Genomic DNA, 12,210 nt, shown 5'->3' with positions numbered 1-12,210 from the left:
GTGAGCGCGGCCCTTTTCGGCGTGTCTTTGGTGTTCCCAGAAGTAAGCAACTTGGAAACACAGTTGGCCTCGTAGACGAAATCGGGTTCAGTGGGGGTGTCTTTGTTGTTGTCCGTTTGATCGCCGATAGTTCGGGCATCCAGAGGCGCTGTGTTCCGATGGTTCGCGCCGTGATGTTCGACGTGCGATAATGATGACCATGATTGTCGAGCGTTTCAGGGGTTATGTTTGACTGATAATATTGCTCGACAGTGTCACCGATCATAAAAAACGGTTACAAAGCCGACGCACAACTCCGACAACCGGCCCGATATAGGGCGACAGAATGAGAGACCTTGCCATGAGCAGCATTCAGGACCGTGTCATAGCAATTATCGCCGAACAGGCTGTGCTGGAACCTGCGGATGTGACCCTCGACAGCACGCCTGAAGATCTGGGGATTGATAGCCTTGGGTTGGTCGAGAGTATTTTTGCAATTGAAGAGGCGTTCGATATCTCCGTTCCCTTTAATGCGAACAATCCCTCGGAGAGTGATTTTGACATTTCCTCTGTCCGCACGATCATCGCGGGTATCGAGCGACTGGTCGCGGAGCAATCGTGAAACGGGTTGTGATTACCGGCGCGGGCACGATCAACGCGCTTGGTGCAAATGTTGCAAGCACGCTCGAGGCGATGCGAGAAGGGCGCTGTGGTATTTCTGATCTTGAGTTTCAGGATGTGGAGCGGCTTTCGATCCGTATCGGAGGGCAGGTCAAAAATTACGATCCAGAGGCACAATTCAATCGCCAGCAATTGGCTCTCTTTGACCGTTTCACCCAGTTCACGCTGATAGCCGCACGTCAGGCGATGGCACAGGCCGGATTAGAGTTCTCGGGAGAATTGGCAGCAAAGGCCGGGGTCATTCTTGGCAATTCGGGTGGAGGCATGACCACACTCGATGAAAATTACCGCTCTGTTTATGAAGAGGGCAAGAACCGGGTGCATCCCTTTGTGGTGCCCAAATTGATGAATAACGCCGCCGCATCGCATCTGTCGATGGAGTTCAACCTCAAGGGTCCGACATTTACCGTCTCCACCGCTTGCGCCTCTTCCAATCATGCGATGGCGCAGGCGTTTCAGATGGTGCATGGCGGCATCACGCCCGTGATGATTACCGGCGGCTCCGAGTCGATGCTCTGCTTTGGCGGGGTCAAAGCGTGGGAAGGGTTGCGTGTGATGTCGCGCGACGCCTGCCGCCCGTTCTCGGCCAATCGAAATGGCATGGTGCAGGGCGAGGGGGCTGCGATTTTTGTCTTTGAAGAGTTGGAGCATGCACGCAAACGTGGCGCGCAAATCCTCGCTGAAGTGGCCGGTTTTGCAATGACTTCGGATGCAACCGATATCGTCATGCCCTCCAAGCAGGGCGCTGCGCGCGCGATAACTGGTGCGCTCAACGATGCGAGGGTCAACCGTGAAGAGGTCGGGTATATCAACGCACATGGAACTGGCACGGCGGCCAATGACAAGACCGAATGTGCTGCCGTTGCGGATGTCTTTGGCCATCATGCGGATCGGCTGATGATTTCGTCTACCAAATCCATGCATGCCCACCTGATAGGCGGCACCGGTGCCGTAGAGCTGTTGGCGTGTATCATGGCGCTGCGCGACGGGATCATTGCGCCTACTATTGGTTATGAAGAGCCGGACCCTGAATGCGCACTTGATGTGGTGCCTAACGTGGCGCGAGAAGCGCGGGTTGACGTCGCATTGAGCAACGCCTTCGCTTTTGGAGGTCTCAATGCTGTGCTGGCGCTGAAGCGGTTCAATTGAACCAATCCAAGCAAAACGCCGCCCAAACGGGCGGCGTTTTCTTAAGCACTATTAACTTACATCAATTCTGGAGCACGGATGCCTCGTCAAATGCAGCGGTAAAGCCTTTCAGCGAAGCTTCGATACGGACCTTTTGATCCGGAGCCTGTGCCGGAACGATTTCGATGGTGACCTTGACGCCGCGTTTCATCGCATTGATGTCTTCTTGTGTCAGGCCAATACGTGCGAAACATCCTGCCATCGTGCAAAATGAATAGGCATAACTCTTGGCATTGCCTCCATCAACAGACAGCTTGATCTCCTCAGTCAGCAAAGTGCCCAGTGGTGCAGCAATAGTTGCCCCTGCGACAACGGGTGCACCCTCAGGTAATTTGTAAATGCTGAATTCTGCGACTGGATTGCCACCGCTCTCTTTCAACAACTGATACATCTGGCACAGGTCTTCTTGTCCCTCTGCGCCAGTTCGGAAGCATTTTAACTGCCAGTCATCGTGGGTGGCTTTGATATAAGCGGGGTCCTCTTGTACCGGGCGTCCAGTGTCGAGTCCAACACCAGAGGTATCGTTTTCCGCTTGGGCTGCGTCTGCCTCGGGAGCGGGTGTTGCCCCAGGTTCTGCCGCCGCCTCGGGTGCGGGAGCGGGTTGTGTCGCCTCTTGTGCGCTGAGGGCACTCCCCATCGCCAGAAACGCCATAATCGAAAGGCTGGTCAGAAGTTTAGGCATCGTTTCCCCATCTAGCTCTGAATCTCTGCTGTGCTCTAGCATGGCGCGCAGAAAGTGTCAGGATCAAAACGGAAAAATCACGACATGGCCAGCAGGTTTATGCCAGCACAAGGATGCCTGATCAGATAGAAGTGCGAGCGGAAAGCGCGTTGCCTTATCGGCTAGCAGCAAAAAGAAAGAGGCCTTTCGGCCTCTTCCTACGTTTCTCCCCGTCGGACTGGCCGACTTAGTTATTGAACAGGACGCTAGGACAGATGCGATCACCCGTCAACAGGGAAGGTCGTAAAAATGCGAAAAAAGGCCGCACCCGTAAGGCGCGGCCAGTCTGACAGGAAGGAAGTCACCCGCAACCAGAGGACAATTGGCTCCGGGCATGAATTCAGACTGGCATGGAAGGGTTAATTAAGTATGGTCAGCCCGTGATCCTTTCTGGACAGGGGGTGTGAAGGTGCAGACTTCAATATTCGTGGGCGGCGGTGGCGCGGAATATGCCGAGCCTCAGGAACTCTTACTGAAGTACGGCAATCGACATGGGCTTGTCGCGGGGGCCACGGGCACTGGCAAGACGGTGACGCTGCAAGTTTTGGCCGAAGGGTTCTCGGATGCGGGCGTGCCGGTGATCCTATCGGACATCAAGGGCGATGTGTCGGGCATGGCGGTGGCGGGCAGCCCGGACACCAAATTGCACGGGCCGTTCATGGAACGCGCGCAGAAAATCGGCTTTGACGGGTTTCGCTATGATGCCTTCCCGGTGATCTTCTGGGACCTTTTCGGCGAGCAGGGGCATCCGGTGCGCACCACGCTGTCCGAAATGGGGCCGCTCTTGCTGTCGCGGTTGATGGGCCTCTCGGACGCGCAAGAGGGCGTGCTCAACATCGCGTTTCGCGTGGCCGACGAAGAGGGGCTGCCGCTTCTTGACCTCAAGGACCTGCAGGCGCTGCTGACATGGGTGGGCCAGAACAGCGCCGATCTGTCGCTGCGCTATGGCAATGTCGGGGTGTCCTCGGTCGGGGCAATTCAGCGCGCGCTCTTGGTGCTGGAAAATCAGGGGGGGGCGCATTTCTTTGGCGAGCCTGCTCTGGCGCTTGAAGACCTGATGCGCGTGACCCCGGAGGGGCGTGGCTATGTCAATATACTCGCTGCGGATCGGCTGATCAATTCGCCCCGCCTCTACGCGACATTCCTGCTCTGGCTCTTGAGCGAGTTATTCGAGACACTGCCCGAGGTGGGCGATGTAGAGAAGCCAAAGCTCGTGTTTTTCTTTGACGAGGCACATCTGCTGTTTGAAGACGCACCGAAGGCACTTGTGGACAAGGTCGAGCAGGTGGCGCGGCTCATTCGGTCCAAGGGGGTGGGCGTTTATTTCATCACCCAGAACCCCGATGACGTGCCCGAGGATATTCTTGGCCAGCTTGGCAACCGGTTTCAGCACGCGCTGCGCGCCTTTACTGCGCGGGATCAAAAGGCATTGAGTCGCGCCGCCGAGACCTATCGGCCCAATCCGCGCTTTGACACGGTCGAGGCGATCCGGGATGTGGGCGTGGGCGAGGCCGTGACCTCGATGCTGCAAAACAAAGGCGTGCCGGGCGTGGTCGAACGCACGCTCATTCGCCCGCCGGCGACACAGCTTGGGCCTTGCGATGCTGCCACGCGCCGCGCGGTGATCGCGGGATCACCCGTGGCGGGCAAATACGAGGTAGCGATTGATCGCCAGTCCGCCCATGAGATATTGGCGGCACGGGCCGAGGCCGCAGCGCAAGAGGCAGAAGAGGCCGAGGCGAAGATTGCCGCAGAGGCCGCCGCCGAAGAGGCAGAGGCCGCGCGCGAGCGCGAGTTCAAGGCCGCGCGGCGCTATTCCCCCGGTGCCTCGACCGGTCAGAGCCGCCGCGTGCGCGAACCCGACAGTCTCGGGGGGGCGCTTGCCTCGGCGGTGATGAAGGAATTGACCGGCACCACGGGACGCCGCATCGTGCGGGGCATCCTCGGCGGGCTCTTCAAGGGGCGCTGAGGGCGCGCCCTCTCAGGGTTTGGCCGCGCGTTGCAGCATGCCAAAGAGGTCGCGGGGATCGTCCGGGTCTGCCAGAAGGTCGAGTTCCAGGAAGAGCTCGGTTCCCGCGATATGGTCGCGCACATAGCGTAGGGCTGAGAAATCCTCGATGGCAAAGCCCACGCTGTCAAAAAGCGTGATCTCATCGGCGCTGCTGCGCCCCTTGGCGGTCCCGTTGATCACCTGCCACATCTCGGTCACGGGGTGGTCCAGGGCAAGCTGCTGGATTTCGCCCTCGATCCGGGTCTGTTCGGGATATTCGACATAGATGGTCGAGCGGCGCAGCACGCCGGGGGCCAGTTCCGTCTTGCCCGGACAGTCGCCGCCGATGGCGTTGATATGCACACCCGCCCCCACCATGTTGTCGGTCAGGATCGTGGCATATTGCTTGTCCGCCGTGCAGGTGGTGATGATCTGCGCGCCTTCCATGCTTTGCTCGGGGGTAGAGCAACTGACCACCTCTAGCCCGAGACCGCGCAGGTTGCGGGCGGCCTTGGCGGTGGCGGCGGGGTCGATGTCATAAAGGCGCACGGATTTGAGGCCGCAGATTGCCTTCATTGCCAGCGTCTGGAACTCGGACTGTGCACCATTGCCGATCATCGCCATGATCTCGGCCCCCTTGGGGGCCAGATACTTGGCCACCATTGCCGAGGTGGCCGCCGTGCGCAGCGCCGTGAGCACGGTCATCTCGGACAAGAGCACCGGATAGCCGTTGCCCACATTGGCCAAGAGGCCAAAGGCGGTGACGGTTTGCAACCCCTCACGGGTATTCTTGGGGTGGCCGTTCACATATTTGAAGCCGTAAACCTCGCCATCCGAGGTGGGCATGAGCTCGATCACGCCTTCTTCGGAATGGCTGGCGATGCGGGGGGTCTTGTCGAACAGTTCCCACCGGCGGAAATCGGCCTCGATATAGTCGGCCAGACCGCGCAGCATCGGCTCGATCCCGATGTGATGCACCAGCTTCATCATGTTGTCGACAGAGACAAAAGGCACCAGAGCCTTGTGGGAGGGGGAAAGCGTCATCCTTGGGTCCTTAGCTATAGGCCTGGGTCGGGCGGTCAAAGACGCGGCGACCAAAGGCCGAGGCCGCGAGGTCAACCATCACCTGCGCCGTGCGCCCGCGTTCATCGAGAAAGGGGTTGAGTTCCACCAGATCGAGCGAGGTCAGGAGCCCGCTGTCGCAGATCATCTCCATCGTCAGATGCGCCTCGCGGATCGTTACGCCGCCCGGCACCGTGGTGCCCACGGCGGGGGCAAAGACCGGGTCGATGAAATCGACATCAAGGCTGACATGCAGCGCGCCACCCACGCTCGCCACGCGGTCAAGAAACGCGGCAAGCGGGCGGGAAATACCCTCTTCGTCGATCACCCGCATGTCGTGGTAGCGGATGCGGCTGGCCTGAAGCGCCTCGCGTTCTGCCCGGTCCACGGAGCGCAGACCGAGAATGCAGATGTTTTCCTCGGGCACCGGATGGGCCACCGGGGGAAAGCCGTGAAACCCGGCGCGACCCGTGACATAACCAAGCGGCGTGCCGTGCAAATTGCCCGAAGCGGTGGTTTGCGGCGTATGAAAATCGCTATGGGCATCAAGCCAGAGCACGAATTGCGGGCGCCCCGTGGCGGCGGCATGATTGGCCACACCTGCCACAGACCCGAGCGAGAGGCTGTGATCACCACCCAGAAAAATCGGCAGCCCCTCGTGCATCGCGTCCTCGGCCGTTTGCATCAAGATTGACGTCCAGCCGGCCGTTTCCGCAGGTGCATGCACATGCAGGGGCAGGGCGGGATCGACCGTAGCCGGGGCAGGGCAGAGATTGCCAAGGTCGCGCAAGCTATGCCCGAGATCACCAAGCGCCTCGGCCAGCCCTGCGGTGCGATAGGCATCGGGACCCATCAGGCAGCCGCGCCGGTCCTTGCCGCTATCCACCGGGGCACCGATCAGAAGTATGGTTTGAGAAGTCATGGAATAGTCTCCAAACTACGCTGACTTTTAGTGTGCTGCCGAATTGAGTTGAACTGAAGGGTGATATTTGCACAAATAGGGGATATTTTGTACAAAGTGGACCCAGATAGTTTCGAAATGGATGATACTGATCACAAATTGATTTCTATATTGCGTCACGATGCACGCGCCTCGCTGTCGGATCTGGCAATTGATCTCGGGATATCACGCACCACGGTGCGGGCGCGCATCGAGCGGTTACGTGCTGGCGGTGAAATTGTCGGGTTCTCGGTCGTGTTGAGGGGCGATGCTGGTCGCGATCCGGTACGTGGCCTCATGATGTTGGGGATCGAGGGGCGCGGTACGGATCGGATCATTCGTCAGCTCAACGGTTTGAGTGCAGTACGCGCAACCCATACAACGAATGGTAGATGGGATGTGATCGTCGAGATTGGCACAGCGACACTTGAGGAATTGGACAAGATTCTCGCGCAAATCCGACGGTTCGACGGGATTGCGCAATCCGAGACCAGCCTGTTGCTCAATACATGGAAATCAGGGGGCTGACGACGATTCAGCGCACGCGAAATGCCATAAGCCAAACCGCCGCAAGCCCGAGTGACGCCAGCATGTTCCAGCTTGCCATCGAGAGGCCAAACATCTCCCACGGAACCTCGTCGCAGCGCACAAGTGGTGCCGACATGATTTGATCGAACAGGTCGTCAGTGCTGATGCCGCTCGCGCCAGACGACGAGCAACTGGTTGGCCCCTGCCACCAGCCGCGCTCGACGCCGGTGTGATAACCGCCGATTGCGGCGGTTGTGAGGGCTGCGGCAGCGCCACCAACTGCCATAAACCGCGGCAGAGCGACGAGTGCCAATACCCCAAAGCCGATTGCGATCCCATGGGGCCATCGCTGCCAGATGCAGAGTTTGCAAGGTGCCATCCCACCAAGATGCTGAAACCCGAGCGCGCCCAGCATGAGCGCGAGGGAACCTCCGGCAGCTATTAGTATGAGGCGTTTTTGAGAAAGGAGCATCACAGGAACCTCGTTGCGTAGAACCCGCCAAAGAGCAAAACCACAAAGACGATGGTCATCAATCCTAGGCGTCGTTCGATGAAATCCCGTATCGGAGCGCCATATTTCCATAGAAGCGCTGCGACCAAACAGAATCGGATACCGCGCGCTAGTATAGAGGTGGCGATGAACACCCCAAGTGGCATACCGGTCCAGCCTGACATGATGGTGATCACCTTGTAGGGAAAGGGAGTGACCCCGGCCGTCAGCACGGCCCAAAAGCCAAAATCGTTAAACCGCTCACTGAAGGCCGTCATAGCGTCACCTTTCCCCAAAGCATCAAGAATGGGTTGACCGATTTCCTGAAAGGCGAACGCTCCGATGGCGTATCCCAAGAGACCACCTAGAACTGAAGATACGAGTGCGACCGCCGCAATAAGCCATGCCCGATTGGGGCGGGCCAGGATCATTGGGATCATGAGCACATCGGGTGGGATCGGAAATACCGAGCTTTCAACAAAGGAAACTGCGGCCAACGCCCATATTGCATGCCGGTGTTCGGCCATGCGGATCGTCCAGTCATAGAGAGCACGGATCATTTTGGATCTCTTTGTTGATCTATCGCGACACATCATGCCCACATGCCGGGGTCAAGGGCAGAGAGGATTAAGCCACAGATTCCGGCGAAAATGCTGTTTCGCCACTGGACGAGGCCTGCGGGCTTCGCTAATTACCACAGCGGGCCCAAGTGGCGGAACGGTAGACGCAGCGGATTCAAAATCCGCCGCCTTTACGGGTGTGTGGGTTCGAATCCCACCTTGGGCACCACCTTGGCCTCTTGATGGCCCTGTTTTTCAAGTATATCAGGCACTTCGCTCCCATCCCGAGACACAAATCGGGACACTTATGGGACACATGCGATGGTGATGATGATGAAACTCAAGTACGTGGATGAACTGCCGGGGGGTCGCAAGCGATTCCGTAAGCGTTGGCCTCATGCCGTTTTTCAGGTTCTTGGCGAGAAGTACTTTCAGGTACCCATGAAGGCGCGTGAGGGTGCTGCCCTAGTGGCCGAGCAGGAATCGCTCTTGGCCGAGTATGAGAAGATTGTTGCCAAGGCTAAGCGCAAGGCTGCGGGGCGGGGGCAGCTATCACCGCTTGAGCATTGGAGGGAAGCAACTGCCGAGGCCAAGGCCATGGTGGCAGCGATCAAGGGTAGCCTTGAAGAGGATGAACGGCGGGAAATCTTGGCTGATGATCTCCACCAGCGTGGGGCTGACCCGATCTTGGTCAAGGCGGTGATGCAGCCTGAGGCCGAGGAACCTCCCGTGACAATGCTCGACGCCAAGAAGATGTACTTCGCCGAACGTGTCGAGGGCGAGAAGGGCAGGTACAAGCGGGACCAGCTTGAGCGGGTGTGTAGTCGCGTCGAGAAAGCGCTCGGCCCCCTTAGCAAACTCCCCTTGGTGGACCTAAAACAGGAACATAAGCGAAAACTGCGGGACTCCCTTTTAGCGGAGACCAAAGCCGATGGGTCCCCTCTGTCCACCTCTTCTCTCGAACGTGAGCATAAGACTCTGGTGGCGATGGTCTCTCTAGCAATCACGGAGTTTGATCTTGAGGGCAAGGCGTCGAACCCGTTTAAAGGCATGGATTTGACCCGTAGGGATGCACCACCAGTGCCTGACGGGTCCGTGCGCGAGTCTCTCCCTGATGATGTAATCAGGGCTATGAGGGCGCGCGTTAGGGACAACGCCAAGGAACCCGCTCTGGCCCTGATTTGGCGTCTCTTGGAGGGTACCGGGTGCAGGGTGGCCGAAGTGGTAGGCCTTCGCGTCGAAGACGTCGATATAGACCACACCTATCCCCACCTTCGCATCCGCTGGCATGAGGGGCGCAGGGTCAAGACCAAGGTGTCTATCCGTGACGTTCCCCTCGTGGGTGACGCTCTGGAAGCCGCCAAGGAGGCCCTCAAGCTGGCAGAGAGGGAGACCATGCTATTCCCTAAGTATGATCACACAGGCGGCCCTGAGGCTGTCTCTCAGGCTCTCATGAAACACCTTCGGGTGATCACGAAGGACAAGCGGCATGTGCTGCATTCCCTGCGCCACAATATGAAGGATTGGTTCTTGCTGGCCAAGGTGCCAGAGCGGGATGAACACCGCATCCTAGGGCACTCTCAGGGGGGCATTGGGGATAGCGTCTATGGGGGCAGTGAGGCGCGGTTGAAGGCCACCCATGAGTCAATGGAGAGGGCAATGGAGGAGGCACCTTAGAGGGAGCGGGGGGTGGTAACCGGGTCATCCCTCAGTGCCCGCAGACGTTCCACCTTGCGGAGATCGTCGAGGGTGGCCGCTCGGTGGACCGGCTTGGGTTCCGGCTTGGGTTTCCCGAGGGCGAGGACGTCTGCGATACTGTCGCACTGTTTGAAATCGGACATGCGTGTCCGTTTTGCCTCGGCTACCAGCATGTAGCGGCGGGCGTGTCGATCAGTGAACGCGCAGTTCGCCGCGACCCACGGCATGAACTCCCCATGGGGTTTCTCTGCTTTCACCGCCATCAGCATGTCTCCGATCTCGGCAGCGATGTCCTTGGCGGTGCGCCCGAGGCGCATCACTTCGCGGTGCCTGTCGTTGATCGACATGGCAAGCCGCAACTGTGTCCACCTTCAACTTCCGTGGCTTCGACCTCCGCTGCGTCGAGATAGACGGGCAGCCGTGGTTCGCGGCTAAGGACATCTGCAACGCAGTCCTCCTCCCCAATGTCTCAATGGCCCTCATGAACATCAATCCGATTGACGTTCAAGATTATCGCCTCCGCGAAACCAAAGGTGGGCGGCCCAACAAGATGGTCTCCGAGAGTGGCCTCTACAAGATCATCATGCGCAGCGACAAGGCCGAGGCCAAGGCGTTCCAAGATTGGGTGACCCGCGACGTCCTGCCTGCCATCCGCAAGGACGGAGGCTACATCATGGGCGAGGAGAAGGTTGCCCCCTCAGGCTGACCATTGGGGCCAATCTAAGGGGGCTGTTGGTCACCGCGAGAAGGTGATGATCTTCTGCCGCACGGCCACCTGAAATGGCACCTCTGCGCCACCGTTCAGGACCACCAAAAGACCGCCCCGGCCATCGGGCTTGTGACCATAGCCTGCCGTCTCCAAGGCGTCCATCACGTCGTCGGCCATGTAGCGGTCTGCCCGCTCTAGAAAGGCGTCTGCCACGGTGTCTAGACCCTTGGTGCTGTTGCTCATGGCAAGATCACGGGCACCCTTGGCTAGTGCTTGGTAGTGCTGCGGGTGGTCCTTCACGAAGGCCTCAAAGGCATCCTCGTCGGTGACCCCGAGGGCCTCCATGTGGCTAGTCGCTGCATCATAGAATGCGACGTGGGCGGTGTTGAGCATTTCGGCAACCTGATGGGGTTCGAGACCAGCTTGGGAAGCCATAGTGGCGAGGTGCTGGGCAGAGACCTCGCCCCGATTGATGATCTCATCCATGGCCCTGATCGTGGCCCCCGGCTGAAAGCTCTGAACAATGTCGGTCATGATCTTCTCGCCTTCGTCTCCGATGGTGAACGGTGCGGGGGTAGACCCCTTGTCATCGTTGCCGTCGTCACCGTTGCCACTTCCCCCCGCTGCCTTTGCTGCTGCCATCGGGGTCTCCGAATAGCTGCCATCAGGGTTTCGCTGAAGGTAGCCGAGAGAGACCGCGACCTCTACTCGGGTGGCCATGCCGCCGGGAAGCGTGACTCGGTCCTTGCCGGTCAGAGAGCGGTTGTGAATGAGGCCCCCGCCTTCGGTACGGGCCGAGGCCAAGATACCATCCGATGCGTTGACCCCTTGGTCTGCCTGATATTCGCGGCTGCTGTTATCCACGATGGTGGATTGACCATCCCGATAGGTGATTTCCATGTGTGCCGAGGTTTCGACCTTGGGGCCTCGGGGCATGTCTGCGGGCACAAGGTTGCTGGTGCTTTCGGCTTTGCCGGATGCGGTGTACCAATCGCTCATGATGTATTCCTGTCTTGGTTCTGGTGGAGTGTGAGTTGAACTGCCGTTAGGCGTGTGACGCTTGGCTGGAGGAGGATGCTGCGCGGGTATCGTTTCCCGTCTTGAAGTCATCGGAGGCCAGAACAGCTTCCAGACCAGCGGCCATGAGGGCTGCGACGACCTCTGCCCTAGAGATTTCCTTGCCGGTGTTCTTGAGGTGCAACTTCTGGAGAACCCCCACCACGGCGATCTGGTCAATGCGAAGGCTGATGTTGATCCATGCCGACTTGTTCTGACCCCGGCGAGAGCGCGCGATATTGGCGTGGGTCTCCTCGGCTGCCATCATGTCGAGTATGGGCAGGAACCATAGGGCCTTCTGGCGAAGGAGGCGGGACCAGTAGTGGCGGCGGCGCTCTCCGAGCTTCGAGGCGTCAGTCTTGGTCGGGCGGATGTAGAGAGATTTCAGCATTGGGGTTTCCTTTGCAGGTGTTTGGGTTGCCGCGCTGGGTTGGGCAAAAAGGCTGTTTTGAGCGGCGTCGGGATGAATGCGAGGGTGTCCCCCCGGTAGACCTTGAGAAGGCCGTTAAATGCTGTGAACGGCGGAGCAATACTCGGCCACGGTAGCGACGGCATAGTGTTGTCGCGGGCGGCGTAAAAGTCGTCCACTTTTGCCCTTTCGGATTTCG

The 12,210-nt window shown here is 58.9% G+C and carries 15 protein-coding genes and 1 tRNA gene; 7 read left to right on the top strand and 9 right to left on the bottom strand.

The window, feature by feature from the left end; translation table 11 throughout:
- Positions 1 to 340: 340 nt before the first annotated feature.
- Together ACSSVY_RS04565 and ACSSVY_RS04560 are read left to right on the top strand one after the other, a co-directional pair.
- Entirely contained in the window at positions 341 to 601 is a 261-nt protein-coding gene (locus ACSSVY_RS04565) for an acyl carrier protein (RefSeq protein WP_454268248.1), read from the top strand.
- Entirely contained in the window at positions 598 to 1,809 is a 1,212-nt protein-coding gene (locus ACSSVY_RS04560) for a beta-ketoacyl-[acyl-carrier-protein] synthase family protein (RefSeq protein ID WP_454268247.1), read from the top strand. The genes ACSSVY_RS04565 and ACSSVY_RS04560 overlap by 4 nt, the downstream gene beginning before the upstream one ends.
- A 61-nt stretch (positions 1,810 to 1,870) precedes the next feature.
- On the opposite strand, the gene ACSSVY_RS04555 is transcribed toward ACSSVY_RS04560, so the two are convergent.
- Positions 1,871 to 2,530 (bottom strand): invasion associated locus B family protein, encoded by a 660-nt coding sequence (locus ACSSVY_RS04555; protein ID WP_454268246.1) that lies wholly within the window; start codon positions 2,528 to 2,530, stop codon positions 1,871 to 1,873.
- 448 nt (positions 2,531 to 2,978) lie between these two features.
- Between ACSSVY_RS04555 and ACSSVY_RS04550 the strand changes: the two genes are divergently transcribed.
- A complete protein-coding gene (locus ACSSVY_RS04550; protein WP_454268245.1) occupies positions 2,979 to 4,538 on the top strand; it encodes a helicase HerA-like domain-containing protein in 1,560 nt (519 codons plus the stop codon).
- A gap of 12 nt (positions 4,539 to 4,550) precedes the next feature.
- Here the strand turns inward: ACSSVY_RS04550 and ACSSVY_RS04545 are convergent, their stop codons facing one another.
- Both ACSSVY_RS04545 and rocF read right to left on the bottom strand, forming a co-directional pair.
- Positions 4,551 to 5,603, bottom strand: a complete 1,053-nt coding sequence (locus tag ACSSVY_RS04545) for an ornithine cyclodeaminase (protein ID WP_454268244.1) — start codon at positions 5,601 to 5,603, stop codon at positions 4,551 to 4,553.
- 10 nt (positions 5,604 to 5,613) lie between these two features.
- On the bottom strand, positions 5,614 to 6,543 hold the full coding sequence (rocF, locus tag ACSSVY_RS04540; protein ID WP_454268243.1) for an arginase: 930 nt from the start codon (positions 6,541 to 6,543) through the stop codon (positions 5,614 to 5,616).
- A 117-nt stretch (positions 6,544 to 6,660) separates the two neighbouring features.
- On the opposite strand from rocF, the gene ACSSVY_RS04535 reads away from it, so the two are divergent.
- Positions 6,661 to 7,089, top strand: a complete 429-nt coding sequence (locus ACSSVY_RS04535) for an Lrp/AsnC family transcriptional regulator (RefSeq protein WP_454268242.1) — start codon at positions 6,661 to 6,663, stop codon at positions 7,087 to 7,089.
- Between the two features lie 7 nt (positions 7,090 to 7,096).
- On the opposite strand, the gene ACSSVY_RS04530 is transcribed toward ACSSVY_RS04535, so the two are convergent.
- Positions 7,097 to 7,561, bottom strand: a complete 465-nt coding sequence (locus ACSSVY_RS04530) for a disulfide bond formation protein B (RefSeq protein ID WP_454268241.1) — start codon at positions 7,559 to 7,561, stop codon at positions 7,097 to 7,099.
- Positions 7,561 to 8,139: a YqaA family protein gene (locus ACSSVY_RS04525; RefSeq protein WP_454268240.1), complete on the bottom strand. Its 579-nt coding sequence runs from the start codon at positions 8,137 to 8,139 to the stop codon at positions 7,561 to 7,563. The genes ACSSVY_RS04530 and ACSSVY_RS04525 overlap by 1 nt, the downstream gene beginning before the upstream one ends.
- A 143-nt stretch (positions 8,140 to 8,282) precedes the next feature.
- On the opposite strand from ACSSVY_RS04525, the gene ACSSVY_RS04520 reads away from it, so the two are divergent.
- Positions 8,283 to 8,368: transfer RNA gene (locus tag ACSSVY_RS04520), tRNA-Leu, on the top strand.
- A 92-nt stretch (positions 8,369 to 8,460) separates the two neighbouring features.
- Positions 8,461 to 9,816 (top strand): tyrosine-type recombinase/integrase, encoded by a 1,356-nt coding sequence (locus tag ACSSVY_RS04515; RefSeq protein ID WP_454268239.1) that lies wholly within the window; start codon positions 8,461 to 8,463, stop codon positions 9,814 to 9,816.
- Here ACSSVY_RS04515 and ACSSVY_RS04510 read toward each other — a convergent pair.
- Complete coding sequence (locus tag ACSSVY_RS04510) at positions 9,813 to 10,184, bottom strand: DUF3102 domain-containing protein (protein WP_454268238.1); 372 nt, start codon at positions 10,182 to 10,184, stop codon at positions 9,813 to 9,815. The genes ACSSVY_RS04515 and ACSSVY_RS04510 overlap by 4 nt on opposite strands.
- 14 nt (positions 10,185 to 10,198) lie before the next feature.
- Between ACSSVY_RS04510 and ACSSVY_RS04505 the strand changes: the two genes are divergently transcribed.
- Complete coding sequence (locus ACSSVY_RS04505; protein ID WP_454268237.1) at positions 10,199 to 10,543, top strand: BRO-N domain-containing protein; 345 nt, start codon at positions 10,199 to 10,201, stop codon at positions 10,541 to 10,543.
- A 30-nt stretch (positions 10,544 to 10,573) separates the two neighbouring features.
- On the opposite strand, the gene ACSSVY_RS04500 is transcribed toward ACSSVY_RS04505, so the two are convergent.
- From ACSSVY_RS04500 to ACSSVY_RS04490, 3 genes are all read right to left on the bottom strand, one after another.
- A complete protein-coding gene (locus ACSSVY_RS04500) occupies positions 10,574 to 11,545 on the bottom strand; it encodes a hypothetical protein (protein ID WP_454268236.1) in 972 nt (323 codons plus the stop codon).
- Positions 11,546 to 11,591: 46 nt separating this feature from the next.
- Positions 11,592 to 11,993 carry a hypothetical protein gene (locus tag ACSSVY_RS04495; RefSeq protein ID WP_454268235.1) on the bottom strand — a complete coding sequence of 134 codons (402 nt, stop codon included), beginning with the start codon at positions 11,991 to 11,993 and terminating at the stop codon, positions 11,592 to 11,594.
- The coding region (locus tag ACSSVY_RS04490; RefSeq protein ID WP_454268234.1) for a hypothetical protein at positions 11,987 to 12,210 on the bottom strand (224 nt) is incomplete at its 5' end. The genes ACSSVY_RS04490 and ACSSVY_RS04495, both read right to left, overlap by 7 nt.

This window comes from Roseovarius sp. MBR-51 (genome assembly GCF_053628575.1).
The sequence above is the reverse complement of the archived record's forward strand: the minus strand, read 5'-3'. Positions and strand labels throughout refer to the sequence as shown.

Bases quoted from the DNA above. Each gene is read 5' to 3' on its own strand.
- ACSSVY_RS04565 (WP_454268248.1), top strand. From the start codon at position 341: ATGAGCAGCATTCAGGACCGTGTCATAGCAATTATCGCCGAACAGGCT.
- ACSSVY_RS04555 (WP_454268246.1), bottom strand. From the start codon at position 2,530: ATGCCTAAACTTCTGACCAGCCTTTCGATTATGGCGTTTCTGGCGATG.
- ACSSVY_RS04545 (WP_454268244.1), bottom strand. From the start codon at position 5,603: ATGACGCTTTCCCCCTCCCACAAGGCTCTGGTGCCTTTTGTCTCTGTC.
- rocF (WP_454268243.1), bottom strand. From the start codon at position 6,543: ATGACTTCTCAAACCATACTTCTGATCGGTGCCCCGGTGGATAGCGGC.
- ACSSVY_RS04535 (WP_454268242.1), top strand. From the start codon at position 6,661: ATGGATGATACTGATCACAAATTGATTTCTATATTGCGTCACGATGCA.
- ACSSVY_RS04530 (WP_454268241.1), bottom strand. From the start codon at position 7,561: ATGCTCCTTTCTCAAAAACGCCTCATACTAATAGCTGCCGGAGGTTCC.
- ACSSVY_RS04525 (WP_454268240.1), bottom strand. From the start codon at position 8,139: ATGATCCGTGCTCTCTATGACTGGACGATCCGCATGGCCGAACACCGG.
- ACSSVY_RS04515 (WP_454268239.1), top strand. From the start codon at position 8,461: ATGGTGATGATGATGAAACTCAAGTACGTGGATGAACTGCCGGGGGGT.
- ACSSVY_RS04510 (WP_454268238.1), bottom strand. From the start codon at position 10,184: ATGTCGATCAACGACAGGCACCGCGAAGTGATGCGCCTCGGGCGCACC.
- ACSSVY_RS04500 (WP_454268236.1), bottom strand. From the start codon at position 11,545: ATGAGCGATTGGTACACCGCATCCGGCAAAGCCGAAAGCACCAGCAAC.
- ACSSVY_RS04495 (WP_454268235.1), bottom strand. From the start codon at position 11,993: ATGCTGAAATCTCTCTACATCCGCCCGACCAAGACTGACGCCTCGAAG.